The 23,885-nt window shown below is 62.5% G+C and carries 23 protein-coding genes; 8 read left to right on the top strand and 15 right to left on the bottom strand.

The features are described 5' to 3' along the window. Nucleotides 1-6: 6 nt before the first annotated feature. From B4394_RS10755 to B4394_RS10745, 3 genes are read left to right on the top strand one after another with little or no spacing between them, the layout of a single operon-like run. Complete coding sequence (locus tag B4394_RS10755; protein ID WP_078293989.1) at nt 7-873, top strand: SDR family oxidoreductase; 867 nt, start codon at nt 7-9, stop codon at nt 871-873. 29 nt (nt 874-902) lie between these two features. Next, nucleotides 903-2,096 carry a geranylgeranyl reductase family protein gene (locus tag B4394_RS10750; RefSeq protein ID WP_078308850.1) on the top strand — a complete coding sequence of 398 codons (1,194 nt, stop codon included), beginning with the start codon at nt 903-905 and terminating at the stop codon, nt 2,094-2,096. Between the two features lie 30 nt (nt 2,097-2,126). After that, a complete protein-coding gene (locus tag B4394_RS10745) occupies nt 2,127-2,765 on the top strand; it encodes a YoaK family protein (RefSeq protein ID WP_078315008.1) in 639 nt (212 codons plus the stop codon). On the opposite strand, the gene B4394_RS10740 is transcribed toward B4394_RS10745, so the two are convergent. Further along, nucleotides 2,751-3,488 carry a maleylpyruvate isomerase family mycothiol-dependent enzyme gene (locus B4394_RS10740; protein ID WP_078315007.1) on the bottom strand — a complete coding sequence of 246 codons (738 nt, stop codon included), beginning with the start codon at nt 3,486-3,488 and terminating at the stop codon, nt 2,751-2,753. The genes B4394_RS10745 and B4394_RS10740 overlap by 15 nt on opposite strands. A gap of 172 nt (nt 3,489-3,660) precedes the next feature. Further along, nucleotides 3,661-4,374, bottom strand: coding sequence for a LysR family transcriptional regulator substrate-binding protein (locus B4394_RS10735; RefSeq protein WP_078315006.1), 714 nt, complete (start codon nt 4,372-4,374; stop codon nt 3,661-3,663). 28 nt (nt 4,375-4,402) lie between these two features. Between B4394_RS10735 and B4394_RS10730 the strand changes: the two genes are divergently transcribed. Then, on the top strand, nt 4,403-4,789 hold the full coding sequence (locus B4394_RS10730; protein ID WP_078308846.1) for a DUF5997 family protein: 387 nt from the start codon (nt 4,403-4,405) through the stop codon (nt 4,787-4,789). 21 nt (nt 4,790-4,810) lie between these two features. On the opposite strand, the gene B4394_RS10725 is transcribed toward B4394_RS10730, so the two are convergent. From B4394_RS10725 to B4394_RS10700, 6 genes are read right to left on the bottom strand one after another with little or no spacing between them, the layout of a single operon-like run. Then, nucleotides 4,811-5,518: an anti-sigma factor gene (locus B4394_RS10725; protein ID WP_078315005.1), complete on the bottom strand. Its 708-nt coding sequence runs from the start codon at nt 5,516-5,518 to the stop codon at nt 4,811-4,813. Beyond that, entirely contained in the window at nt 5,515-6,096 is a 582-nt protein-coding gene (locus B4394_RS10720; RefSeq protein ID WP_176138300.1) for a sigma-70 family RNA polymerase sigma factor, read from the bottom strand. Before B4394_RS10720 ends, B4394_RS10725 begins: the two co-directional genes overlap by 4 nt. Further along, entirely contained in the window at nt 6,093-6,866 is a 774-nt protein-coding gene (locus B4394_RS10715; RefSeq protein WP_078315042.1) for a DUF1295 domain-containing protein, read from the bottom strand. The genes B4394_RS10720 and B4394_RS10715 overlap by 4 nt, the downstream gene beginning before the upstream one ends. Nucleotides 6,867-6,874: 8 nt before the next feature. Then, entirely contained in the window at nt 6,875-8,149 is a 1,275-nt protein-coding gene (locus B4394_RS10710) for a class I SAM-dependent methyltransferase (protein WP_078315004.1), read from the bottom strand. Beyond that, nucleotides 8,146-8,883: a DUF1365 domain-containing protein gene (locus B4394_RS10705; RefSeq protein ID WP_078315003.1), complete on the bottom strand. Its 738-nt coding sequence runs from the start codon at nt 8,881-8,883 to the stop codon at nt 8,146-8,148. The genes B4394_RS10710 and B4394_RS10705 overlap by 4 nt, the downstream gene beginning before the upstream one ends. After that, the gene (locus B4394_RS10700) at nt 8,880-10,199 is read right to left on the bottom strand and encodes an NAD(P)/FAD-dependent oxidoreductase (protein WP_176138299.1); all 1,320 of its coding nucleotides are present in this window, start codon (nt 10,197-10,199) and stop codon (nt 8,880-8,882) included. Before B4394_RS10700 ends, B4394_RS10705 begins: the two co-directional genes overlap by 4 nt. A 228-nt stretch (nt 10,200-10,427) precedes the next feature. On the opposite strand from B4394_RS10700, the gene B4394_RS10695 reads away from it, so the two are divergent. Genes B4394_RS10695 through B4394_RS10680 form a run of 4 tightly spaced genes read left to right on the top strand, consistent with a single transcriptional unit; the run spans nt 10,428 to nt 14,763 of the window. Then, nucleotides 10,428-11,321 (top strand): cyclopropane mycolic acid synthase family methyltransferase, encoded by an 894-nt coding sequence (locus B4394_RS10695; RefSeq protein ID WP_078315001.1) that lies wholly within the window; start codon nt 10,428-10,430, stop codon nt 11,319-11,321. Nucleotides 11,322-11,343: 22 nt separating this feature from the next. Then, complete coding sequence (locus tag B4394_RS10690; RefSeq protein WP_078315000.1) at nt 11,344-12,003, top strand: SOUL family heme-binding protein; 660 nt, start codon at nt 11,344-11,346, stop codon at nt 12,001-12,003. A gap of 37 nt (nt 12,004-12,040) precedes the next feature. Further along, nucleotides 12,041-13,399, top strand: coding sequence for a TIGR01777 family oxidoreductase (locus tag B4394_RS10685; RefSeq protein ID WP_078314999.1), 1,359 nt, complete (start codon nt 12,041-12,043; stop codon nt 13,397-13,399). After that, nucleotides 13,396-14,763 carry a cryptochrome/photolyase family protein gene (locus tag B4394_RS10680; protein WP_078314998.1) on the top strand — a complete coding sequence of 456 codons (1,368 nt, stop codon included), beginning with the start codon at nt 13,396-13,398 and terminating at the stop codon, nt 14,761-14,763. The genes B4394_RS10685 and B4394_RS10680 overlap by 4 nt, the downstream gene beginning before the upstream one ends. Here B4394_RS10680 and B4394_RS10675 read toward each other — a convergent pair. The 7 genes from B4394_RS10675 to B4394_RS10635 all read right to left on the bottom strand — a co-directional run bounded on the left by B4394_RS10675 (nt 14,760) and on the right by B4394_RS10635 (nt 23,587). Beyond that, nucleotides 14,760-15,254, bottom strand: a complete 495-nt coding sequence (locus tag B4394_RS10675; RefSeq protein WP_078315040.1) for a TspO/MBR family protein — start codon at nt 15,252-15,254, stop codon at nt 14,760-14,762. The two genes, B4394_RS10680 and B4394_RS10675, sit on opposite strands and share 4 nt — an antisense overlap. A gap of 1,515 nt (nt 15,255-16,769) precedes the next feature. Further along, nucleotides 16,770-17,966: an SMI1/KNR4 family protein gene (locus B4394_RS10660; RefSeq protein ID WP_078314996.1), complete on the bottom strand. Its 1,197-nt coding sequence runs from the start codon at nt 17,964-17,966 to the stop codon at nt 16,770-16,772. Nucleotides 17,967-18,083: 117 nt separating this feature from the next. Beyond that, the gene (locus B4394_RS10655; RefSeq protein WP_078314995.1) at nt 18,084-18,548 is read right to left on the bottom strand and encodes a DUF805 domain-containing protein; all 465 of its coding nucleotides are present in this window, start codon (nt 18,546-18,548) and stop codon (nt 18,084-18,086) included. 88 nt (nt 18,549-18,636) lie between these two features. Further along, on the bottom strand, nt 18,637-19,053 hold the full coding sequence (locus tag B4394_RS10650) for a DUF2628 domain-containing protein (RefSeq protein ID WP_078314994.1): 417 nt from the start codon (nt 19,051-19,053) through the stop codon (nt 18,637-18,639). A 157-nt stretch (nt 19,054-19,210) separates the two neighbouring features. Next, complete coding sequence (locus tag B4394_RS10645; protein WP_078314993.1) at nt 19,211-19,621, bottom strand: hypothetical protein; 411 nt, start codon at nt 19,619-19,621, stop codon at nt 19,211-19,213. Further along, on the bottom strand, nt 19,611-20,216 hold the full coding sequence (locus B4394_RS10640; protein WP_078314992.1) for a hypothetical protein: 606 nt from the start codon (nt 20,214-20,216) through the stop codon (nt 19,611-19,613). Before B4394_RS10640 ends, B4394_RS10645 begins: the two co-directional genes overlap by 11 nt. Then, nucleotides 20,198-23,587: a methyl-accepting chemotaxis protein gene (locus tag B4394_RS10635; protein WP_286142028.1), complete on the bottom strand. Its 3,390-nt coding sequence runs from the start codon at nt 23,585-23,587 to the stop codon at nt 20,198-20,200. Before B4394_RS10635 ends, B4394_RS10640 begins: the two co-directional genes overlap by 19 nt. Between the last annotated feature and the right edge of the window lie 298 nt (nt 23,588-23,885).

The following is a 23,885-nucleotide window of genomic DNA, read 5'->3' as shown; positions in this document are numbered from 1 at the left end:
GTGGTCATGGGCTCATCCAGGGACAAGATCTACGGGAAAACTATCGCCATCACCGGTGCCGCACGCGGGATCGGCTACGCCACCGCCACCGCACTGCTGCGTCGGGGCGCTCGGGTGGTGATCGGCGACCGTGATGTCGAGGCGCTCGGAGCCGCGGTCGAGGGCCTCAAGGAAGAAGGAAACGTCGACGCCCATCCCGTGGACGTGACCGACCCCGCCTCGTTCAAGCGATTTCTGGAGGCCGCCGGCGCCGGCGGACCGGTCGATGTGCTCGTCAACAATGCGGGTGTCATGCCGATCGGGCCGTTCCTGTCCACGAGCGACGGGGCGATCCGGTCGATGCTGGAGGTCAACCTGTACGGCGTCATCAATGGGTGTCGCCTGGCGCTTCCCGAGATGGTGGCACGCCGCGGCGGTCAGATCGTCAACATCGCATCCGTGGCCGGCCTCATGGCGGCACCCGGTATGGCGGTGTACAACGCGTCCAAGTTCGGCGTTGTCGGCCTGTCCCGCGCGCTGAGCGACGAGTTCGAGCCGCAAGGGGTCCAGGTCAGCGCCGTATTGCCGACTTTCACCAACACCGAGTTGATCGCGGGCACCGATTCGACCGGCGCACAGAAACCCGTCGAACCCGAAGACATCGCGGCGGCGGTGGTGCGGATCATCGAGAAGCCGCGCGTCCAGGTCACAGTCCCGAAGCCACTCGGCGCGGTGACCACAATCGTCAATTCACTGCCCACCAAGGTCCGCCGATTCATGAGCAAGAAGACCGGAACCGACCGCGTGTTCCTCGAGATCGACACGAAAGCACGCAGCGCGTACGAGAACCGTGCAGGTTCGAGCCTGGGTGTGACCAAACCCGAGGGCGAATAGACGCACTCGCGGCCCTTACTATTTGATATGTGACCGAGAAGCACTACGACATTGCGGTAGTCGGCGGGGGCCCGGCCGGGTCGTCCGCGGCCTGGCAGGCCGCCCGCACGGGCGCCAGCGTGGTTCTCGTCGACAAGGCCGAGTTCCCGCGGGATAAGCCATGCGGCGACGGGCTGACCGCCCGCGCGGTGAGCTACCTGCAGAAGATGGGTCTGGCCAATGAGGTCTCCCAGTTCCATCGCGTCGATGGTGTGCGCGTCGACAGCGGCAGTGTCTGGGAGCTCACCTTCCCCCAGCGTCCCGGCATGCCCGATCACGGGCATGTGGTGCGCCGGCCCGAGCTGGACACCCTGCTGCTCAAGCACGCCGAGTCCGCGGGCGTCGAAGTGCGCCAGTCCACCGAGGCGGTCGGCCCGATCGGCGACGGCAATGTGGTCAAGGGCATTGAGGTCAAGACCGCGAATGGATCTCGCGAGACCATCTCGGCCGACGCGGTGATCGTGGCCGACGGTGCCTACTCCCCCATCAAACGCGCGATGAACCTCGACTCGGAGGTCAAGGGATACACCGCGATTGCGATCCGCGCCGAGATGGAAGCCAACCGCGAAGACTCCAACATGCTCGACATCGACCTGCGGTTGCACCACAAGAATGACGCGCTGATCGGATACGGCTGGGTTTTCCCGCTCGGCGCCGGGCGGATCAACATCGGCATCGGGTACGTCAACAGCTACAAGAAGTGGCAGGACGTCAACGCCGCGCAGGTGCTGGATACCTACATGAAGAAGCTACCCAGGGAGTGGGAGCTGCCCGATCTGGCCGAGCTGCGCAAGAACAAGGGTGTGCGCGCCTGGCGTCTGCCGATGGGATTCACCGCATGGCCGCCCTGGCGCCCGGGCGTGCTGTTCGCCGGTGACGCGCTGGGCGCGGGCAAGCCGGTCAGCGGTGCCGGTATCTCGAAGGCACTCGAATCCGGCTTGGCGGCGGGCGAATGCGCGGTGGCAGCGTTGCAGAATGCTGGCCCGCAAGACTTCACCAACTACCAGCAGCGGATGAATGATGCCTGGGGCCGGGAGTACCAGCGCGGACGGATCATGCACCGCGCGCTGGGCAATCCGTGGCTGTGCGACAAGGGCATCAAGCTGATGGACAACTCGACCTTCCGCGACAACCTGCTCAAGGTTTTGTACAAGCGGGCCCAGGGCCCCGGCCACAAGCACTGATCTGCCGTGTGGTCCATCCGGCGGCGGGAGATGCTGCTCGCCACCGGACTGTCATGTGTCGCAGGGTTTCTCGACGCAATCGGGTTCGTACATCTGGGCGGGTACTTCCTGTCCTTCATGAGCGGTAACACGACGAGGATGGCCGCCTCGACGGCCAGCCAACAGTGGGAATCCGCCTACAAGGCAGCCGGTTTGATCGCCATGTTCTTCATCGGCGTGATGATCGGGGCCATCGCATCACGCGTCAGCGGCGACCACGAGCGGGTCGCCGTGCTGGCGGTCGCCTCGAGCACCGTGGCCGCGGCGGCGATCACCCAGGAATTGGGAGCGGGTGTCGCCGCACTGCTCCTGACGGCACTCGCGATGGGTTCCATGAACTCGGTTTTCCAGCGCTCCGGCGAAGTCCAGGTGGGCCTCACCTACATCACCGGCACTGTCGTGAAGGCCGGGCAGCGGCTCGTCGATGCGTTCTTCGGTGGACCCCGCTGGGTATGGCTGCGCTACATCACGCTGTGGGCGGGCCTGACCGTCGGTGCCGTACTGGGCGCCGCGACGTACCACCGCATCGGGCTCGACGCGCTATGGGTCGGCCTGGCACTCTTGGCTATCGCCACGTTCACCGCATGGCTGGTGCAGCGGTCGATCCCCGCGGTTTTAGATCCGGACTAGATCCAGCACCCGCTCCACGCGGGCACCATCCCCGTCGACCGTCAAGCGTGACAACGGAACCCGATGCCACAGGGCCAGCAGCAGGTCGGACGTGGACGCCGTGATCGTGGCATCCGGTGTGGCGTCTTCCTCCACGATGCCAATGGCTTCGGCGTCCACACGTAGCAGCCAGGAACCACCGGCCTCGCTGGCCTGCAAGAGGATCCGCGTTCCCCGAAGGTCTTCCGGGGTACCGCCGTCACGCCCGAGACGCCGGGACGTGAACAGCTCCGACCACTCGCCGATGCCGTCGGCCGCCAGGACCGCATCGATGGGTTCGGCATCCCATCCGCGGTAGGCGTGCTCAATGTCCCAGCGGTGTACCGCCACCTCGTTTGCCTGCCGTCGGTACCAGAATCGCACCGGTCGCTCACCGAAGGGCGACTTTGTCGGCGCATCAAGGTCCTTCGACGTCAAAGCGGCGACGAGATTGTCGGCACGGTTCGAGTACCAGCCGATAACGGGCTCTCCCGCTGGAGCGTCCGGGTCGACGTCCGTGTACGGAACCTTTTCCCCGACTACGACACCCACTGCCCAGCGATGCACTCCGCCGAGATGGGCCACCACATCGCGTGCTGTCCACCCCGGACAGGACGGTGCGCCACGCCCCAGATACTCGGGCGGCGTCGCAGCGACCGCCGCCATCCCTTTGCGCAGCGCTTCCAGCCATTCGTCGGGGCTCATGGATTAGTCGTATCACGCCCGGCGGCGATGGCCTCGGGCAGTGGGGGGCTGCCTGGCGTTACAGCCAGAGCCAGAGACGCGATCGCGCCGATAGATTGCCGACGACTCCGAATCTCACGACTTTTCGGGCCGAAAAACATCGTGAGGTTCAGACTCGAGGTAAGACGCCGCGTCAGCGACGGCCGCGGTCGGCCCGGCCCGGCTTGCGGGCCACCTTGCCCGCAGTGGCGCGGGCAGCCTGCTTCGCAAGGGTCTTCTCCCGCGCGGTGCGTTTCGGCGCCGGCTCGGTCTGCCCCCGCGACGAGCCGGGTCTGCGTCCTCGCACAATGCCGACGAACTCCTCGATCAGTTCTGGCTGCGGCCCTTCCGGGAAAGCGAGCGCCACCGGGCAGGTGGGTGCGTCGCTGATCGGGCGATACGTGAGATCCTTGCGGTGATACAACCGCGCCAATGACTGCGGAACCATGAGTACGCCGATTCCTGCGGCGACGAGTTCTATTGCATCTTCGGTGGTTTCGGGCCGGTGATCAACCGGATTACCGGGAGCGCCCGACCAGGCAAGGACATCATCAAGTGGGAGCAGCGTTGGCTCGCCATCAAGGTCCGCGGCGGTAATCGCGTCGAAGGCGCCCAGAACGTGATCGGTCGGCACCACGACCACCGTCACCTCCTCATAGAGGGCGATGATGGCCAGCCCAGAGGTGTCGGCCGGCGGCCGAAGCAATGCCACATCTACGGTGCCGGACCGCACCTCCGCAGGCGCGTCTGCGGCGGCAACGACGCGCAGCTGAAGCGGAACCTCGGGGTGACGCTGCGCCCAGACCCGAGCCCACTTCGCGGGCGTCCCGCCGGGGACGTACCCGAGGGTGAGGGAGTGCGAGGTCACCGCCTCAGGCTACCGATAGGCTGGTCCTATGAGCAGGCCGAACGCGCAGTCCATGAAACCCGCTACCGCGGCGAAGAAGCTGGACGTATACCTGCAAGCGACGCCCGCGGAATTCCAGGAGAACCCGATCACCCGCGCCGAGCTCGCGGCCCTGCAGGCGGACCCGCCGCAGTGGCTCAAGGATCTCCGCAAGGACGGGCCGCACCCGAAGAACCTCGTGGCAGCCAAGCTTGGTGTTTCGATCTCCGGTCTCGCGCGCGGCGGGGTCGACGGTCCGCTCACCACCGAGCAGATCAACGAGTTGCTTGAGCAGAAGCCCGAGTGGCTGGTCGCGGAACGCGAGAGCTACCAGGCCGTGCTGAGCGAACAGCGACGCTTGAAGGCACTACATGCGGAGAAGGCTCGCGAGAGTTAGAGGTCAACGCAGGCAGGCCCGCTACCGGTTCAGTGGCAGCTGCGCGATAACCGGGCCCGTAGGCACGGCCGAACCGCGCCCGTTCTCGACAGTGAATGCCAGAGCGGTGGAGTCGTTGAGACGGGGAATGACGGCGGTGGTCGACGGCGCAACGGCCTGCGTATCCATGGTCCCCGCTGACTGCGGATCGTGGTCGCCGATCAGCCACATTTGGTAAACAGTGCCGGGTTGTGGAGGTGCGACGTTGTTCATCACCAACACCGCGGCGTTCTTCTGCCGCGAGTAGACAACGGTCGCGGTACCACCGGTGGGAATGGCACCGGTGACGGTCCGGACGTCGGTCGCGGTAAAGACCTGCTGTGCGGTCGGAGGTGGAGGCCTCAGGATGGTGCCAATCCCGGCGGCGGCCAGCCCGATAGCGGTGGCGGCCGCCACGGCTACCAGGGGCGCTCTCCAGCGGTTGATATCTGTTGCTCCGGAGGCTCTTTGGGCGTCCCGGGCCACTATCTTCAGCAGTCGTGGGCGAAGCCGGACCGGGGGCTCGACCGCGGTGCTGGCCGCCAAGGCCGCCATGGTCTCTCGTGTGGCACGCACTTCCTGGGTAAAGGAGAGCGTTTGTTCGGTCGAACCTGCCGACAGCCACCGGTCAATCTGGTCTCGTTCGTCATCGGGCAGCGCGTGTAGTGCGTAGGGGGTTGCGGCGGTGATGAGGTCGTTGGGTTCGGTCATGGTGTCCCCAGGCATCGGCGCAGCGCTTTGATGGCGTCACGCATCCGAGATTTGATGGTTGCCAGATTCGCGGCAAGCCGTTGCGAGACTTGGTTGTAAGTCAAACCGTCGTAGTAGGCCAGATGCAGGCATTGGCGTTGGGTATCCGTGAGCGTTTCGAGGCATTCGGTTACTTGCCGCTGTTCTTCGTTGCGGATCACCGATTCAGTGACCTCGTCGACAGCTCGCTCGATAGTGGCTGCGCCATAACGTGACTCGCGGTCTGCCGCAGATTGCTCAGAGCGCACGCGGTCGATGGCGCGGCGATGAGCCAAGGTCATGATCCAGGCAAGGGGCGATCCGGCGGTCGGGTCATAGCTTTGGGCTGAACGCCAGATCTGTAGGTAGATTTCTTGCGTTGTCTCCTCGCTGTAGCCGGGGTCCCGTAATACCCGCAACACCAGCCCGTAGACGCGTGAGCGGGTGTGATCGTAGAGAGCGGCGAATGCCGCGGTATCGCGGTCGGCGACGTTGCGTAGAAGGGTATCCAGGTCGCCGGTCACGCCCGTGAGCCTAAACGTATCGCGGACAATGTTCATGGCGATTCGCGCTTCGGGGGACGAGGCAGGATAAACGAAACCCGCTGCTGGTAGTCAGCGAATCCGGGCCGCCCGGCCATTGCCTTCTCGGTGCGGCGGCCTCCGGTGGCATAGACCAGGAAATAGGTCATCAGCAACGGGTAAGGGGCCGTTGCCAACGATTGCCAACCCGTGATGGTGACCAACCACAGCCCCCACCACACGCAGGCATCACCGAAATAGTTCGGGTGCCGAGTCCAGGCCCATAGACCCTGGTCCATGATCCTGCCCTTGTTGGCTGGGTCCTGCGTGAAACGGCGCAGCTGATAATCACCCACCGCTTCGAAAAGCATTCCGACGAACCATAATCCGATACCGGCGGCCAACACCGAACGCAACGATTCCGGTGTAGGCCCTTCAACGGCTGAGCGCTGGATTGGTATGGAAACCAGCCAGGTGGCGGCGGCCTGGATGACGAAGATCTTGCGTAGCACGTGCGACACAGAGAAATCGCCGCCTAGCAAGTCGTGGTATCGGGGATCCTCCCCTTTCCCAGCTGATTTCACCAGCATGTGCCCGGACAGCCGGGCTCCCCATATCCCGGTCAGCACCAGCAGCAGGACCCGCCGCTGCAGGTCCCCGCCGCCCAGTGCGGCGCAGACCGCGGCCACTGCGATGAACCCGAGGCCCCATGCGACGTCGACCACGTTGTAGCGCCCGATGCGGTGGCCGATCAGGAAAGTGACACTGTGCACGGCCACCACGGCCCCCAGCGAGCACACCAGTACCATCAGAAAGTTCATTGTTGGCCTCGCTGGAAAATCCATTGGTGGACATCGAGATACCCGGAACGAAACCCGGCCTCGGAGTAGGCCAGGTACAACTCCCACATGCGGTAGAACGCCTCGCCAAAACCCAACGCCGACACGGCCTCGCGCTGCGCCGCGAACTGCTGAGTCCATAGCCGCAGTGTTTCGGCATAGTGTGGTCGCAGGGACATTGTCTCGATGGTCCGCAGATCCGTGGTCTCAGTGGTCGTTTCGTCGATTGCCCGCACCGAGGGAAGTAAACCGCCGGGGAAGATGTACTTCTGTATCCAGGTGTGGGTATTGCGACTGGCCAGCATCCGCTCATGGGGCATGGTGATGGCTTGAAGGGCCAGCCGGCCACCAGGCTTAAGCAATCGGTCGATGGTTCGGAAATACGTTGTCCAGAAATCGAATCCAACCGCTTCGATCATCTCTATCGACACTATGGCGTCGTATTGGCCCTGCACGTCTCGATAGTCGCGTAGCTCTATCTGCACTCGGTCGGACAACCCGGCAGCTTGCACCCGCTGCTGGGCCAGCTGCTGTTGCTCGGTCGACAATGTCACCGAGCGCACGTGTGCTCCGCGTGCGGCCGCCGACAAGCACACTTGCCCCCAGCCCGTGCCGATCTCGAGAATCCGGGCGCCGGGGCCTACCCGTGCGTGGTCCAGCAAGCGGTCAATCTTGCGCCGCTGAGCATCCGCCAGTATCGCTGTTGCGCTCGGTATGTGGTCGAACAGTGCACATGAGTAGGTCAGCGTCTCGTCGAGGAACAGGGCGAAGAAGTCGTTCGACAGGTCATAGTGATGCGCGACATTGCGTCGGGCCTGCGGCGGTTCGTTGCGCTGCGCACGCGGGACCCGCGGCACAGCGATATGCCGGAAGCGTTGCAACGCAGAAGGAATTAACTCCCCCATCGATGCTGCCCATTGGGTGAGAAAACCCGCGAGGTCGTCGCAGTCCCAGTCTCCCGCCATGTATGCCTCACCGAATCCGATCAAGCCGGAGCGGCCCAGGCGTCGTGCCATTGCTACCGGCTGCCGGATTCTCATGGTGGGCAGGGACGCATCTGCTGCGCCCACAACGGATCCATCGGGGTACATCAACCGCACCGGGAGCCGCGCGGCCGCACGACGCAGCAGCTTTTCGGCTACCACCCCGCGTGCCGCCGTCAGCGGCCCGCCGGGAACCGGTGTGATCTCCGGCCCGCGGTGCGACCTAATATCGCGCACATCGGTTGCGGCACTGTCGAGGCGCCCGTTCACGCCACCCTCTCCCTCTCGTGTGTAGGTGTGCGGTCCACCACTGGCAGCCCTTTCAGCCACAGCCTGATCCCTTCTCTACGGATGGCCAGCGCACCCATCAACGGCGCCAACGGCGCAACGGCCTGCAACCACAACAGTTCACCCACCCGAGCCCTGCGCCGGGCGCCGCGGACCTCGGCGAAGAACGGCCGCTGGCCGGTGCGCTGCAGCGAGATACTGACGTTCAACGTCTTGCCGGGACGGGCAGCACGAACTTGATATCGCCCGTCGACGCCGTTGAAGGGCGAGACGTAGAGCTGCTTGTCCACCGTGGAACTAGCAGTGGGGGGCAGAAGATATGCGTGTCGTCCGCCGTAGGTGTTGTGGACCTCGGCGATTATGTGTACAAGATCGCCATGATGGTCGTGGCACCAGTACAGACTCAGCGGGTTGAAGACATGCCCCAACACCCGTGCCTGTAGCAGTGCGGTGACCGTGCCGCCGCCCAGGTTTACCCCGTGCGAGGCCAAGAATTGGTCCACGCGTTGACGCAGTGTGTCATCGTCATCGCCCCAGAAATGGTCCCGTGCTTGAAAACTGGCGAAGAAACCCAGGCCGAGTGGCAGACGTGGCGGCTTGTCGATGTCGACGTACCAGCAGTAGCCGCGATAGGTGAATCGGTGCGTGACCGGCGAACGCCGGACATGGAGGATCCGGGTGCGGTACAGGCAAGGAACCATCGTCGCCGAACTCATCGTGCTCCCACCCGGTGCTCGCGTTTACCGGGCGCTCCGGACGGCCAGTCCCGGCCCAGCGCTTGTGCGGCACGGACGCCTGAGACCGCGCCGTCCTCATGGAAACCCCACCCGTGGTACGCACCGGCGAACGCGACGAGGCCGTCGTTAAGACTTGGCAGTCTGCGTTGGGCGGCAACGGATTGCGACGTATAGACCGGGTGGTGGTAGGTCATTTCAGCAAGCACCGCCCCGGGGTCTACCAGGTGCTCACCGCCCAGCGTGACCAGAAACCTGCGCGGGCCAGGCAATCTCATCAACCGGGTGACGTCATACGTCACCACGACACCCTGAGTGTCTCCCCTGCTCAGGTAATTCCACGATGCGCGGGCATGTACATGGCGCGGCAACAGGGACTCATCGGTATGTAGTTGCGCGGAATTGCTCACGTATCCCATGGCTCCCAGCACCGCACGCTCGTCCGCGGTCGACTGTGCCAGCAGGCCCAGCGCCTGATCGGGATGCGTCGCAATCACGGCGGCATCGAACACCCGCGGCGGGTGTCCTGCGACCGTGACCGCAACGCCCGCTGGGATCCGCTCGATCTGGGCGACCGGGGCATCGGTAAACGCCTCGTGCAGCCCGCGCACTACAGCATCGACATACGTGTGCGATCCCCCTGTGACCGTTTTCCACTGCGGCGACCCGAGCACCGACAGCATGCCGTGATGGTCCAGAAACCTGAACAAGTACTGCGCTGGGTACGCCATGGCCCGCCCGGGCGGGCAGGACCACACAGCGGCCACCAGTGGTGTCAGGAAGCGGTCAAGGAAAAACTGCGAAAAACCCAACTGCTGAACAAAATCCCCGAGGCTTAGGGCTTTATCGTCGGCGTTGGGGTCAGCAAGCAGCCGGCGCGCGCGACGGTGAAATCGCTTGATCTCTGCCAGCATCCACAGATAGCGAGGACTCACCGCGGCGGGCGAGGCGAAGAGGCCACGGACGCCCCGCGCACCGGCGTACTCCAGGCCAATGCTGTCATCGCACACCGACATCGACATATCCGTATCGGCAGTATCGATACCGAGTTCGTCGAACAATCGGCACAGCGTGGGGTAGGTCCGGTCGTTGTGCACCAAGAACGCGGTGTCGACCGCGGTCGGCCCGCCTTGGCCGGCATCGACGAACTGCGTATGAGCGTGGCCCCCGAACCGCCCATCGGCCTCGTACAAAGTGACCCGGTCGTAGGCAGAAAGCACGTACGCTGCGGTCAATCCGGCCACGCCACTGCCGATAACGGCGATGGACCGTGCGCCGGGGCCAGATATTGCACTCACACCCAGTATTCGGAGTAAACCGGCCCGCGGATGGGTATTGCCCTCATCAGGCGGCGTCTCGGCGCGGCTCAGCTTTTTACGCAACCTACCCATCCGGAGAACGTTCGGCACCGAATAACAACAGAGCCGCACACACATGCCCCCGAAGTGCGGCACTTCCCGTACGCCCGCAGAAGGAGGGCCGGCAGGTAGACGTTCCCCGTACCGCCCACGAAAGGTTCCGTCCAGATGCCAGAATCACCGCGGCTTCGCCCACATTTCGACGATGTTCAGGCCCACTACGACCTGTCGGATGACTTCTTCCGCCTCTTCCTCGACTCGACCCAGACATATAGCTGCGCCTATTTCGAGCGCGATGACATGACCCTTGAAGAGGCACAAATCGCCAAGATCGACCTGGCACTGGGCAAGCTGCACCTGGAGCCCGGCATGACGCTGCTGGATGTGGGGTGCGGTTGGGGCGCCACCATCAATCGCGCATTGGAGAAGTACGACGTCAACGTCATCGGTCTGACGCTGAGTAAGAATCAGAAGGCTCACGTCGAGAGGCTTCTGGCGGCATCATCGAGCACCCGGTCAAAGACCGTCCAGCTGCACGGCTGGGAGGAGTTCGACGGCAAGGTCGACCGGATCGTGTCGATCGGCGCGTTCGAGCATTTCGGCTTCGACCGCTACGACGACTTCTTCAGGTTCGCCTACAACGCGCTGCCCGATGACGGCGTGATGCTGCTGCACACCATCACCGGGCTGCATCCCAACGAGATCGTGGCCAAGGGCCTGCCGCTGAGCTTTGAGCTGGCACGCTTCATCAAATTCATGGTCACCGAGATCTTCCCCGGCGGGCGGGTGCCCTCCATCGACATGGTGCGAGAGCATGCCGAGCGGGCGGGCTTCACCTGCACGCGAATACACCAACTGCAGCCGCACTACGCCAAGACTCTGGACCTGTGGGCGGCGGCACTCGAGGAACACAAGGATCAGGCCATCGCCATCCAAGACGAGATTGTGTACGAGCGTTACATGAAGTACCTCACCGGATGTGCGAAGTACTTCCGCATCGGCTACATCGACGTCGCACAGTTCACCCTCCCCAAGCTGCACCTCCCATATCTCCAGAAGTAGAGACCGCCGAAAGGAGCAAGAAGTGAGCGCCATCGTGCCGCCCTGGACCCTGGGTGTCGAACTATTCAAAGCGGCGGGCAATATCTTCGGGGTCCGTATGGGCACCGAAGAACCGCGCTACTCGTCACGGCCGCTGACCGCTTCGGTGCAGATCAGGCAGTACAGCAGCCGAGTTGCGGCAGAAACGATCGTCCTGGCAGAAGATGACCGGGCACGCAGTGAGGGCTTTCGCCGCCTTGCGGGTTACATTTTCGGCAAGAACCACCGGCAGTCCAAGATCGCCATGACCGCACCGGTAGCGCAACAAAACGACACCATCGCCATGACAGCCCCGGTGGGCCAATTATCCAGTGCTACTGGCGGTTCAATAATCCGGTTCTACATGCCGGCGAAATGGACACTGGCCAGCCTGCCCACCCCCGGCGATGACAGCATCCGACTCACCGAAGTGCCCGCCGAGACGCTCGCAGTGCTGCGCTTCAGCGGTGACCGATCGGCGGCCACCGTCACCAGACGCACCGACGAATTGCTCAATACCCTGCGCGACAACAACATACAGATCGCGGGTGACCCCCAAGCCTGGTTCTATGACCCGCCGTGGACACTCTCGTGTGCTCGCCGCAACGAAGTCGCAGTTCCGGTTGACGCACGGGTCGACGACGACCTCCGAAGAGGCACCTAGAGGGCCGCGAAACCAGCTTCCCGATGATCGGAGACCTATGGGTGTCAGTGGTTCGGTGATTGTCGACGCGCCCGTCGAGGACGTGTTCGCCTGGTATTCCAGGCCGGGCGCGTTCAGCCGCTTGGCCGCACCGTGGGCGCCGGTCGAACTGCGTTCCGAGGCGGCCTCGCTCTGCGACGGGACTGCCGTACTGGACCTACCAGGAGGTCTGCGCTGGGTCTCCCGGCACGAGCAGGACGCATTCGTGCCCGGCCGACGATTCGTCGACGAAGGGGTCGCGGCGGGACTGCGGTCGGCGGTCAGTGGTTTGTTGCCCTGGCGGCATATCCATGAGTTCGAGCCAATTTCCGCTAGCAGGACTCGGGTACGCGACATCATCGAGACCCCCATTCCAGGGCGGTTTCTCGCCGAACTCATCGCATATCGTCACCGGCAGCTCACCGGAGATCTGGCCGCCCACCGCAGGGCCGCCGACCATGGAATGAACGCATCGACAGTGGCAATCACCGGCGCATCCGGCCTCGTGGGTACCGCACTTGCCGCATTCCTGAGCACGGGTGGACACCGCGTGATCCGCCTGGTCCGCGGGGAGCCGATCCACCGCACCGACCGGAATTGGGAACCAGAAGATCCGGACCCGGCCGCACTGGAAGGCGTCGATGCCGTCATCCATCTGGCGGGTGCCACTATCGCCGGACGCTTCACCCAGCGGCACAAAGAGCTCATTGCCTCGAGCCGAATCGAGCCCACTCGGCTACTTTCCCGAGCTGCCGCATCCGCAGGTGTCGGCACCTTCGTCAGCGCCTCGGCGGTCGGGTACTACGGAAAGAGCCGAGACGACGAAACACTCACCGAGACAAGCCCGCCCCCGTCGACGGCAGACTTCCTTTCCGACGTGGTCGCTCGTTGGGAGCAAGCGGCGTTAGCAGGCAAGAGTGCTGGGACCCGGGTTGTCACTGTCCGCACCGGCATTGTTCAGTCACCCCGCGGCGGAACTCTCAAGCTTCTGCTCCCGCTTTTCCGGGCTGGCCTCGGCGGGCGCCTGGGCTCCGGTACCCAGTGGTTGCCCTGGATCGGCATCGACGATCTGGTGGACATCTATCACCGCTGCCTATGGGACCTTTCACTATCGGGCCCCGTTAACGCCGTGGCACCCGGCGTGGTCCGCAACGTCGACTACACGCGCGCGCTGGCCCAGGCAGTCCACCGTCCCGCGGTCATACCCGTACCTGCCTTCGGCCCCGCCCTGCTGCTGGGACGCGAGGGAGCCGAAGAGCTCGCGATGGCAAGTCAGTGTGTCTCTCCCGCAACACTATTGGACCGCCAATATGTGTTCCGGACTCCCAGCATCGGTCCGGCCTTGGGTCATCTCTTGGGAAGTCATGTCCCCTCGTGACCGTTATCTGGTGGGCCCGCCGCGACTTGCGGTTGGCCGACAATCCCGCCCTCCAAGCCGCGGCCGCGCGCAGCGATGTACTTGCCGTGTTCATCCTGGACCCGCAGTTGCTGAGCAGCGCACCACGCCCGCGGGACGCGTGGCTTGCCGCCAATGTTCTTGACCTTGATAACCGACTCGACGGGCGGCTCTGCCTCTATTCCGGTGCGCCGCAACAGGTCCTTGCAGAGCTCGCTGAACGTATCGGAGCAACCGAGGTGCACGTGTCCCGGGAGACGACCCCCTTCGGTAGGCGCCGGGATACGTCGGTATCGGCCGCGCTGGCCAGGATCGGCGTGGACTGGATCGAGACAGGCTCACCCTACGCAGTGACGCCGGGCCGAATCACCAAGTCCGACGGGTCCCCGTACCGGGTGTTCACCGCGTTCGAACGCGCTTGGCGCGAGCACCGCTGGCCGCGCCCCGCCCGCCTGAAAACGAGACCTTCCTGGACAAAGCCTCCCCAGTCCGCACGATCAGGCCCCGTCAGGTCGTCACTCACCGAACTGGCCCAAAGATGCAGCATCACAATGCCTCCCGCGGGCGAGGTAGCGGCCAGCATCCTGTGGGAACACTTCCTCACACACGACCTCACCGGGTATGCCGCATGTCGTGACCGCGCCGATCTGGACGCCACATCCAGGATCTCGCCCTATCTGAAAGTCGGTGCCATCCATCCTCGCACCATGCTCGCCGACCTGGCACCCATCGCAGGCCAAGACGCCGCCAAGTGCGCCTCGGAGCTGGCCTGGCGAGACTTCTACGCCGACGTGCTCTACCACCAGCCGCACTCCGCGCACGCCGACTTAACCGATGCCCTAGCGCATTTGTCCTATACCGAACCCGGCGAGGGCTTTACGGCCTGGCAGCGCGGAAAAACCGGATACCCATTGGTTGATGCAGGTATGCGGCAACTACTTGCCGAAGGTTGGATGCACAACCGAGTACGGATGGTCACCGCGAGCTTCCTTACTAAGGATCTCCACATCTGGTGGCCGCACGGAGCCAAGCACTTCATGAACCACCTCATCGATGCCGACAGCGCATCCAATACACACGGCTGGCAATGGGTCGCAGGAACGGGCACCGATGCCGCCCCGTACTTCCGGGTCTTTAATCCGACGGCTCAGGCACAAAAGTTCGACCCGAATGGCGATTACATACGCAAATACATCCCGGAACTACAGCACCTGCCCGGCGCCTCAGCCCTCACGCCCTGGAAGCACTCCGACGGCCACCTTCACGGATATCCGACTGCCATCCTCGATCACGCAGAGGAAAGAAACATCGCGCTGCACCGTTACCGGGCCAGGCAAGACCACTAGCTATTCAGCTGCCACACCGAGAAATTCAGCACCGCCGCGAAGGTCGTCCATGCTAAGTAGGGAAGCAACAAGATTGCGGCCCAACGGCTTCTGTGCCAGAACAGCATCACCGTTGCGGCAATGAATCCCCACAGCACGAGGATCTCGATGAATGCCGTTCCCCGCCAGCCAAGACCAAAGAACAGAGGTGTCCACGCCATGTTCAGGACGAGCTGTATCCCGTACACCGCCAGAGGCAGCCGGTTCTCTCGTGAGGGATGTGACCGCCACACCAGCCATGCCGATACCGCCATCGACGCATACAGCACGGTCCACATGGGACCAAACAGTGCGGCCGGTGGAGCCCAACCGGGCTGTTGCAGACGCCCATAGGTTTCCGCAGCACTCGTTACGGCCACACCTCCGACTCCCGCAGCGATCGTCACCGCAATCAAAGACACGGCAAGCCCAGCCCATTCCCTGGGCCACCGGCGCGAAATCCCTTGAGTCATATCGATATAGTAGCCAAAGTCGCACGTTGGCCGTGTGATCATAGCCAAATCGCGGCACCGGCAATGCCGTTGAATCCAGACTCGTTGCAACACGATCGCGACTTTGAAACATCGTGGCACCGGCGCCGCGTCTCCTACAGCATGAGGAGACGTAGCTGGCCTTCAGGAGCCTTCAGGTCTCCTTCCCCTCCACGTAAACCACCCAACTCTCCAGCCATCCCGCCCCACCGCAAATTTGCTATCTGCTTACACTATGCTGGTGTGGATAAGACTTGCACTTGCTAACTGGTGGATACAGTAGCTCACGTATTCAGCCCTGATTTTCACCGCTGCCGGCCTACCTGTAGCGATTATTAACCGCAACGAGCCGGGGGAATGGCTCGGTTGGTGGATCGGCATCGCGGTCGTGGCGCTCGTATGCGGGTTCGTTTGGTCGCTGGCCGCACGGTCCAGAGCATCCCAATTGCACCAGCTGCTCGAGGGCCTAACACCAGCCCAGTACCGGCAAGCATCCAAGGCTGTCCTGTTAGGGCCGATCCCGCGATCCGGCGTACAGCTGCACGCCTGGCCGAGAACGCTGCTCGACGTCAACTCGCCATCACCACACCCTTGGTGCGCAGGTTCCTGATCGGGATCATGATTGTCAATGTCTTACTCCGGCTGGGCAATTCGGCTTTCGTCCAGCCAACCACCTTTGTCGATTTCTATACCGCAGTTCTGCTCGCAGGGCTGGGTGTGTTCTGGTGGCTCTATCCGCCGCTGCTCAATGCCCGAGCGCAACTGCTTGCAGAATCCGTGCACATACCGAACATCGGCCCCCTTGGACCCTCCACACAGCGATCGGATACCCACCCAGACGCAGGCCTCTATCAGAGCCAGCCCAAAAGCCCTTACTCCCCACCACATATATGACCACATGTCGACGCCATCAACGCACAGGTTTCCCGAAGACGCTGAGAGAGTTCAGTCTCTGGGCTCGGAGGCTGATCTTCGCAGCATCTCCCAGATCATCTTGAGCCAACCCACGCTGCGGCGGCGAATCCAGTAGTTTGCGCCCCCAACCACCACCAAAGCGAAAACAACTCCCGTAGACGCCAGGACCGATTTCAGCGAAAACCCGGCTCTGGGCGAGACAAGCAATACAAAGCTCGATACCGATAAGACAAAGAATAGGGCGAACAGCCCATACCGCTTCCCTAATAGGGCGACCCACATCGCCAAGGAAGAGGCGAAAAACAAAATGGCGACGAAGGCAGTCAACGGTTGAACTTCTTCCTGGGTTCTTCACTCGCGGCTGCGGTTCGTTTCATCTTAGCGCTCCTAATTTACCTGTGCAGCAGTCTATTTCGCAGTAAGACCAGTGCGGCATAGCGCCCCTACCCGCCTGGGCCCAGGCAGCCCGGCTGGTTCGACAACGGGCCCCTCCCATCACATCCGCCGCTATAGAGCGCTCGTTGTGCTGCTTGGGCTACGGCGTTGGTGGGCGCGGGCGTGATCGGGCTCGAACTCGGGTAGTTAGCGTGTCTCGCCGCCAGGAACTGACATGCTTTGAACTCTGGTCCACAACCTTTCACAGAATCTGAGGAGGTGGTTTTGCACAGTGCAGGCGTTGTCCGGGTGGTAGGTGTTGGGAGATCTGGGTGCGGCGTCCTGGATGAGGTGGCGGACCTTGCCGTCACGAACGTCTACCCCGTAGAGGTTGTAGGACACGCCTTCATAGCCGAATACTTCATACTGAATGATGTTGTAGCCGAACGGTATAGCGGGAATCCGCCCGATCCGTGCAGCGACAGGCTCGGAATAGAGTTCATCAGGCAGCATCACTCCTGACTTCTTGTGGTGGTCGAGTGCATCTTGCTGATGGAGCACGGCAAGCTCCAGGAATTCTTGCCAGTGCCGCGAATCGGCGAGTTCTGTGGTGGACAGGACGTGCCCGAAGCCGGGCAGGTCCAGGCCGTCACTGATGTGAAGAAGAGCGCGATGCTCGGGATGCAACGCATGTGTCAGATGTTGGTTGGTGGCCTGCAGCGCGGTCTCTGTGGCTCCGGGGTGGCGTGTCATCAACGGTTGCCCGGTGGCTCGCAGCTGCTCATCGATCTTGTCGAGGATGCTCGGCAGTGTCGGTGGATCTGTTCGGATGTTGCGATCCCATGGATCGGACCACTGCCCGCGGACCTCGTATTCGACCATTTTGCGTTTGGCGCTCAGGTCGTCGGACAGATAGGAGTACAGGTCCGGCCAGAGATCCTCGGGCTCCTCACCCAGACAAAAGACGCTGCCGGCTCGCTGGCGGCCGGGCCCGTCGGAGATGAACATGCAGGTCTGTCCGCTGTAGCCGTTGTCGTCGTAGAGCACGGGCAGACATGCCGACCAATCGTCGCCGACGCCCTTTCGCTCTGCGAAATCTGTGCAGTTGTCGGCAAAGACCTCGACTGTCTCGAGGCAATCTGCGGACCGGTCCCCTTGGCCGAGATCAGAAGTGCCCAATAGGTCAACAAAGAAGAAGCCGTCCCAACCGTTCGCGATCGACAACAGAGTGCGATAGTCCGGATCTAACCGATACCCGAGACGATGCTCGGCTTCAGCCAACTCGGCCTCCGATGCACCCGGCCGAGGCAAAGTCAGCTCGAAATACTCACTGACCTCAGCGTATCGCCGTGCTTCCACGACAAACGCATCGATCAACTCCTGCCACTGCTGCCTAGTCGCCATCGAACAATCCCCTTGCTAAGTCAAACCATTGGTCACTACTCATGTGCGTATGCAATACAGCAGGGCAGCATCCGGCGATGTCGCCAAAGCCGCTGCCACAGCCAGCACGCGCTGTCTTCAACGACGGTCGAAGCATTCTCCACGCGGCTTTGAGGGCAAGAAGCCGAAGATAATCGGCATCAGGGACCCTACGTAGGGCAAGACCGCCAGCAAGGCCATCCACCCCGAGAAGTCGGCATCGTGGAGCCTGCGGACCGTCAGTGCCCAGGCCCCGATCGCCCATACCAGAACGAATCCGATGAGCACTGTCACGCACGCAAGCGGGAGCGCGCTGTCTATGCCGAGGGCCACTCCCGACACAAGAAGGCCGGCGGCCACCATTTGCATCAGCATCACCCACCAGTACTCGCTGCGAGACGCGCGGCCAGAGAACCGGGCGTAACTACGGAAGAACCGCGATACTGCCTGGCCAAATGTTGCCCCATACAAGGGGAGAGTCAGATCGCGTGGATCGGTCGCGCCGAGGGGCTTGGAGACATGCTGGCGATTCGCCTCGGGCAGCGATGGTTCGGTGTGCGTCACGGGTGCCTCTGCTGGATTAGTCGGGGTTCATTGGACGGCATGCCCTCGTGGCGGAATCAGAATCGGCGCGGGCGAAGGCTTCCGGTTCTCACGTTGGCCGTTTCCGCCGCTTTACGCCCTCAAAGGGGTTCCATGACCGGCTGCCCTTGATCAGGTCAAGGTAGTAGGAGTAGTTCGCCGTCATCATCAGCACTCCTCCCAGTCCTGCGCTGGCGGCCTGATACATCGTCTCGGATGCATCGACCGCATATAGAACAGTGCCGATCGCCAACGTGAGTAACAGGACAGTTAAACCCTTGCGCCACATACCTTTAACAAAGAAGTAGATGGGCCCGAAGAAGAACGCCAGAATATTGCAGCCGAGCATTACTCTGGCACCGAAAGGCAGAGCCTTATATGCCGCCTGAGATTCAGGCGTAGAACCTGGGTGCCCGTACTGGTCATAAAATCCAAACCGCCACTGCCAAATCGAAACCGACTCGTCAGCTTCATCAGTCTGACTCATCTCGACCCCCTCGATCTAGACCACTGAAAATGCCACCAGCCCGATACATACAAATCCCGGGCCCTTACCGGTAGACAAACATGGGAAGAAAGCTAACCGCGCCCCCGAGCCTCCGACAGTCGAGTGCCAGCTGTTGGCGACAATCCGCAGTGGAGGACTAGTCGTTAGTAGCAACCCGCTGCGTCATTGCGATGCCATAGCTGTATGCCTCGACAGCCCTTTGCGTAGCGGCGGTTCTCTCTTCGATTTGTGGGTCATAGCCCGTTAGCCCGGTTTCGTGTTCGACAATCTTGGCGATTTCGTAGGCAGTCCGGATCACGGCATCGGGATCATCCTTGGGGCCGTAACTGATATGAATGACCACGCCATCACGGGTGTACCGGAGCTGGATACCCGTCGTGGCATCGGAGATTTCGTATCCTTCTGCCAGCGCCAAGACATCGGGTTCTTCCATGAGGTCCACTACTTGCTGGCGCAGGGTGCTCGAGGTCTTGAACGGGCGGTAGATGTTCGGATCATTCAGTCCTTGGGCGGGTTCGGTGCGCCAGAACTCGATGTCATAAGACACTAGGCATCTCCTGCTTCTGCATCTTGTTTCGCGCACCGGCCAATACGCCAACGAAAGTTGTTCGGCTGTTTCCTATCTCGCCCATAACGGCGCCCTGGCCGACGCCGGTGACAATTCCGTCGAGTTCGTAGCACGCGTTCGGCTGTATCTTGCCGAGCCCATAGGTGAAGCCGTGGATGACGTGGTTCTGGTAGCCCACGTATTTCGGATTACGCGGGATGAATAAGTGCCAGTACAGCCGTGGATCACGCTCGATCATGACATCGCCCAGGAAGGCGGCGATGTCGAACGCGACCGAGTACCACAGCCCGTCTAGCGCGCCTGCCATTTCAGGGTTCGGCTTGGGATTGGGCTCGACGTGATCAATAAACCAGTCGTTGAGCTGCTGGATCTTCTCATCGCTAGTGTCAAGCTGAAACCCGTTGAGTTCCAGCAGCCGATGCAGCTGCTCGATGCGCTGCGGCTTCTGCGCGATCCACTGGTCATAGTTCTTGCGGGCATCGGCGCGCGACAGCTGCTCGGGCAGCCCATAGACGGCAGGCTTGAAGATCTCGTAGTCACCCCAGTTGATCGAACTCATGACGCCATCCTCCACGGTATTCCTGCATTGCTCAACGCCTGGGCAAGTGCGGCATCCGGTCCGCCCTTGCCTGTGATCACACTCTTCATGAAGACCCACTCGGCACCATTGATGTCCCTGTTATTCATCAGCCAGATGTCTTTGGCAAGCTGGTCAGACACCTTGCTCAGAGACTGGGCGCCTACCTTGGACTCCACCGCAATCTTGTTGCCGGTCAAAATGTCGGCATACCGCGCCCCTGCGGGTGTATCGAAGAACACCTCGGTCTTGGCCCCTTGGTAGGACGTGCTGGCCAGCCAGTCGCGAGCAGCGTTGCCCATGGTGCGATTCGCCTGGATCTGAGACAGCCGAGCTCCAGACGCCGCAGCTGAGGCACGTGCGGTGGCCAGAGCACTGTTCATCGCCGTCTCCGCAGTCACACCACTGGCGGCGCGAGTGCCGAACAGGCGGATCAGTCCTGCGCCCCCGGAACGAAGCACCCCGCCAACGCCGGTTGCCATCATGAGCACGTCAGCTAGATCGTTGGTGGGGATCGCGCGCCCGTAGTCGGCGTTGTTGTAACCGGTAAAACCATTCTCGTTGTAGCTGAACGTCAGCAGACCCGTATCGGAGAAACCACGGTCCTGTACCGCGAGACCACTTCCGGTGCCACTGGCAGTGACTTCTCGGCTATTTCCGTTCTGATCAACAAAATTGAACGCAAACGACCCGTTGCCTTTCCATAGCACACTGCTCGGGTCGACGCTGGAATAGTCCGGAACCATTCCTAGCTCATCGAGCGCCTTGGTCAACTCGGATTGAGCGCCTTTCAGCGTGTCACTGGCCTGGTGGTACTGCTCCTGAGCAGCATCGCCGGCCTCGGTGTGGCCCTTCTTGAAATTCAGGTCAAGGCTGCGTTTCCGGGCCGCTTCAGTCTTAGCCTTGGCCTGGTCGACAGCCGATTGAGCCTGTTCGACCCGCGCATACCGCGGAGCGCGCGCCTCGTCGTTCCACTGATTGAGCTCCTGCAACGCCATCGCGCCTTCAGGCCGCGGCGGGCCACCCGAACCAGAGTCACCCCCGCTGGTCGCCGCCGCCGTGCCTGTCAGGTCATCCGTGCCCGGCACATCCTTGGGAGCGGGCCCGTTCTGGAACTCATACGGCAGCTTTTGCCCAAGGTCCGCCGGCACCTCTGTAGGACCCGAAGTTCCCATGCTGCTCACCGAATTCACCACGCCGGATACCTGGGAGATGCCGCTGGCGACCTGCCCGACACCTTCAGTGCCCTTCGACACGGTGTCATTGAGTTGCGTGAATTGCTCAGTCTGCGGTTTCAGCTGTGGGTTAGCATCGCCGACCACTTGGGCGACTTGATCAGCTTCTCCCTGCGCGGTTTTCACGATCTGACTGCCCGCGTTGATCGCGTCCGCCGTCCCCTGGATACCTTGCGAGACACCCTGAACCAAGGTGATGGCATCTTGCGGGTTCACCGCACCGGACTGCGCAGATGACGCCAGCGAAGCACCGGCCTGCGCAGCCGAGCCGAAGCCTTGAGCAGCCTGACCCGACGACTGTCCGATCTGTTGGCCGGACTGCACATAGGTCTGCACATCACCCGGAAGACCTTGCACCGCTTGGGATGCATCCTGACCGAGCGCCTGGGTATCCGGCCCCTGCTGCTGCTCGTCCTGCCTACGACGCCGCGTCGAGGCCGCACCCATCAACAGTGCGGTCAGATCATTGTCACCGGACTGCTTATCGCGGTCGTCCTGCTCGTCCTTGTCGTCCTTCTTCTTGTCCTTGGACGGGAACTTCGTCGACTGCTGTTGCTTCTGGTTCTGCTTGTTCTGCTGCAACTGCTTAGTCAGATCATCAGCACGCTGACGATCCTGACCGGACTGCTGCTGTTTCTCCTGCAACTGCCGTGTCAAATCATCGATCTTCTGCTGATCCGACGACTGGTTCGGCTGCTGATTAGGCTCCTGCCCGGTGTTGTTCTGCTGTGGCGGCTGATTCTGGGGCGCCTGCTGCGGCTGTTGCGCCGACTGATTCGGTTGACCGCCTTGCGATCCCGCATTGGTACCCGGGTTGGCCTGGCCGCCTTGGGATCCGGCGTTGTAGTCAGGGTTCGGCTTGCCCGGTCCTTGGGTATACGGCGTCGCGTTCTGATAATCCGGGATCTGAGTGCCGTGTGCGGGCTGATCCCACCCCTGCTGAGAACCCTGCTGCCCACTAGACCCGTTAGCACCGTTGTTGCTGATCGAGGGTGCCTGAGTGTTATAGATCGATATCGAGCCGTTTTGATCCATCGGCGGCTGATTAATACCGCCCTGATAATCAGGCATCTGCGGCCCACCCTGACTCGGCGGCTGAAACATCTGCCCACCCCCAGGCGGACCATCACTACCACCCGGACCACCACAATCCGGCGGGCACGCCGCCCGCGCCACCGGCACCGTCACCGGCGTAAACCACCCCAAACCCAAACCACTTGCCGAAAACATCAACACCGCAACAACACCCGCAGTCGCGCCAGCCTTCTGCGAGGCATCAGTAGCCCACTTGTAAAGCCCGCCAAGACCTTTCCACCACCCCAGATTCGAGCCGATCGCCCACAACAACACGAAGGCGATCGCGGCAATAGCGGGAAACACATCGGGGCCAGTGATCCACACATACAACCGCGGAGTGACCCCAGCAGATAGCAGCACCAACCCCAAACCACCGCCGATCAGTGCGGCTACCAGGCCCGGATGCCACAACCCTTCCGGTGCGCGGCGCTTACCGGTTGCCCGGTCACGCTCAATGAACAGACCCGAGTCAGCGAGAGCATCCTTGGCCAGGCCGGTCATATACCTGCCGCTGGTGAACAGTGCAGCGCCGGCAAGAACCGCCACCAGCATCTGGCCAATTCCCAGCGACAGCGACCACTGGCTCTCACTGGTGAGGTGCTGCCACCAGATGGCGTACCCACCGCGGAACGTCCACCACATGCCCAACGCGCCAACGATTACCGCAGCGGCCGCCATGACAGCGAGCAGCGGCTCGGACAGGCGCCCTTTCACCGCGTCAGACAGTGCGGCCGCTACCGGCCTGACGCCCCACATCGCGAGCTTGATCCCACCACCAAGCGCGGTCAAGGCCAGCAGCAACAGCCCGGCCCAGCCAATCAGCTCGGCGGCACTATCACCGCTGCGGTACAGGCGGTGCAACGCGGCCACCGAGCCAACCACCAGGGCACCTCCAGCAGCGAAAGCCGCTAGCCGACGACCGAAGCCACCTTCAACCCGGAGATGCGGTTCAAGATTCCGCGCAGGCAACTCTTGTGTAGCCGCAGCAGAATGTGCCAGATCACGGCAGTCCGTTACCGCTGTTAGCTGTTCAGTCGATCGATCGTTCCCCGCCACGCCGCCTCCGTCGAATCCCGCAAAGCCCTCAGGGACGTGACACTACGCCCCGATAGAGACACCTGTCCATGCGGATAGCAAACACTCTGCTTGCTGAAGAGAACCCATAGCGGGAAGCGAGCAGGGCCACGAAACGTGCAGATGCATCCCTCGACGCCGAGCTCGATCGGGCTCTCACCCGATCGCGTGGCCTCTACCGCACCGACACTATCGGCGACGGATACGTGCTGCGGACCGTCGAGGCTACACCCGCCGACGGCAGCCACGTATCCGGCTGATCAGGGTTAGGTGCAGGCGA

Origin of the sequence: Mycobacterium sp. D16Q16 (assembly GCF_002013745.1) — a bacterium.
Taxonomy (GTDB): Bacteria; Actinomycetota; Actinomycetes; order Mycobacteriales; family Mycobacteriaceae; genus Mycobacterium.
This window is presented reverse-complemented; position numbering and strand designations above follow the sequence as displayed.

What these genes read in the sequence shown, in the direction of transcription:
- B4394_RS10755 (WP_078293989.1), top strand. Translation starts at nt 7, where the DNA reads ATGGGCTCATCCAGGGACAAGATCTACGGGAAAACTATCGCCATCACC.
- B4394_RS10745 (WP_078315008.1), top strand. Translation starts at nt 2,127, where the DNA reads ATGCTGCTCGCCACCGGACTGTCATGTGTCGCAGGGTTTCTCGACGCA.
- B4394_RS10740 (WP_078315007.1), bottom strand. Translation starts at nt 3,488, where the DNA reads ATGAGCCCCGACGAATGGCTGGAAGCGCTGCGCAAAGGGATGGCGGCG.
- B4394_RS10730 (WP_078308846.1), top strand. Translation starts at nt 4,403, where the DNA reads ATGAGCAGGCCGAACGCGCAGTCCATGAAACCCGCTACCGCGGCGAAG.
- B4394_RS10725 (WP_078315005.1), bottom strand. Translation starts at nt 5,518, where the DNA reads ATGACCGAACCCAACGACCTCATCACCGCCGCAACCCCCTACGCACTA.
- B4394_RS10720 (WP_176138300.1), bottom strand. Translation starts at nt 6,096, where the DNA reads ATGAACATTGTCCGCGATACGTTTAGGCTCACGGGCGTGACCGGCGAC.
- B4394_RS10715 (WP_078315042.1), bottom strand. Translation starts at nt 6,866, where the DNA reads ATGGTACTGGTGTGCTCGCTGGGGGCCGTGGTGGCCGTGCACAGTGTC.
- B4394_RS10705 (WP_078315003.1), bottom strand. Translation starts at nt 8,883, where the DNA reads ATGAGTTCGGCGACGATGGTTCCTTGCCTGTACCGCACCCGGATCCTC.
- B4394_RS10695 (WP_078315001.1), top strand. Translation starts at nt 10,428, where the DNA reads ATGCCAGAATCACCGCGGCTTCGCCCACATTTCGACGATGTTCAGGCC.
- B4394_RS10685 (WP_078314999.1), top strand. Translation starts at nt 12,041, where the DNA reads ATGGGTGTCAGTGGTTCGGTGATTGTCGACGCGCCCGTCGAGGACGTG.
- B4394_RS10675 (WP_078315040.1), bottom strand. Translation starts at nt 15,254, where the DNA reads ATGACTCAAGGGATTTCGCGCCGGTGGCCCAGGGAATGGGCTGGGCTT.
- B4394_RS10660 (WP_078314996.1), bottom strand. Translation starts at nt 17,966, where the DNA reads ATGGCGACTAGGCAGCAGTGGCAGGAGTTGATCGATGCGTTTGTCGTG.
- B4394_RS10650 (WP_078314994.1), bottom strand. Translation starts at nt 19,053, where the DNA reads ATGAGTCAGACTGATGAAGCTGACGAGTCGGTTTCGATTTGGCAGTGG.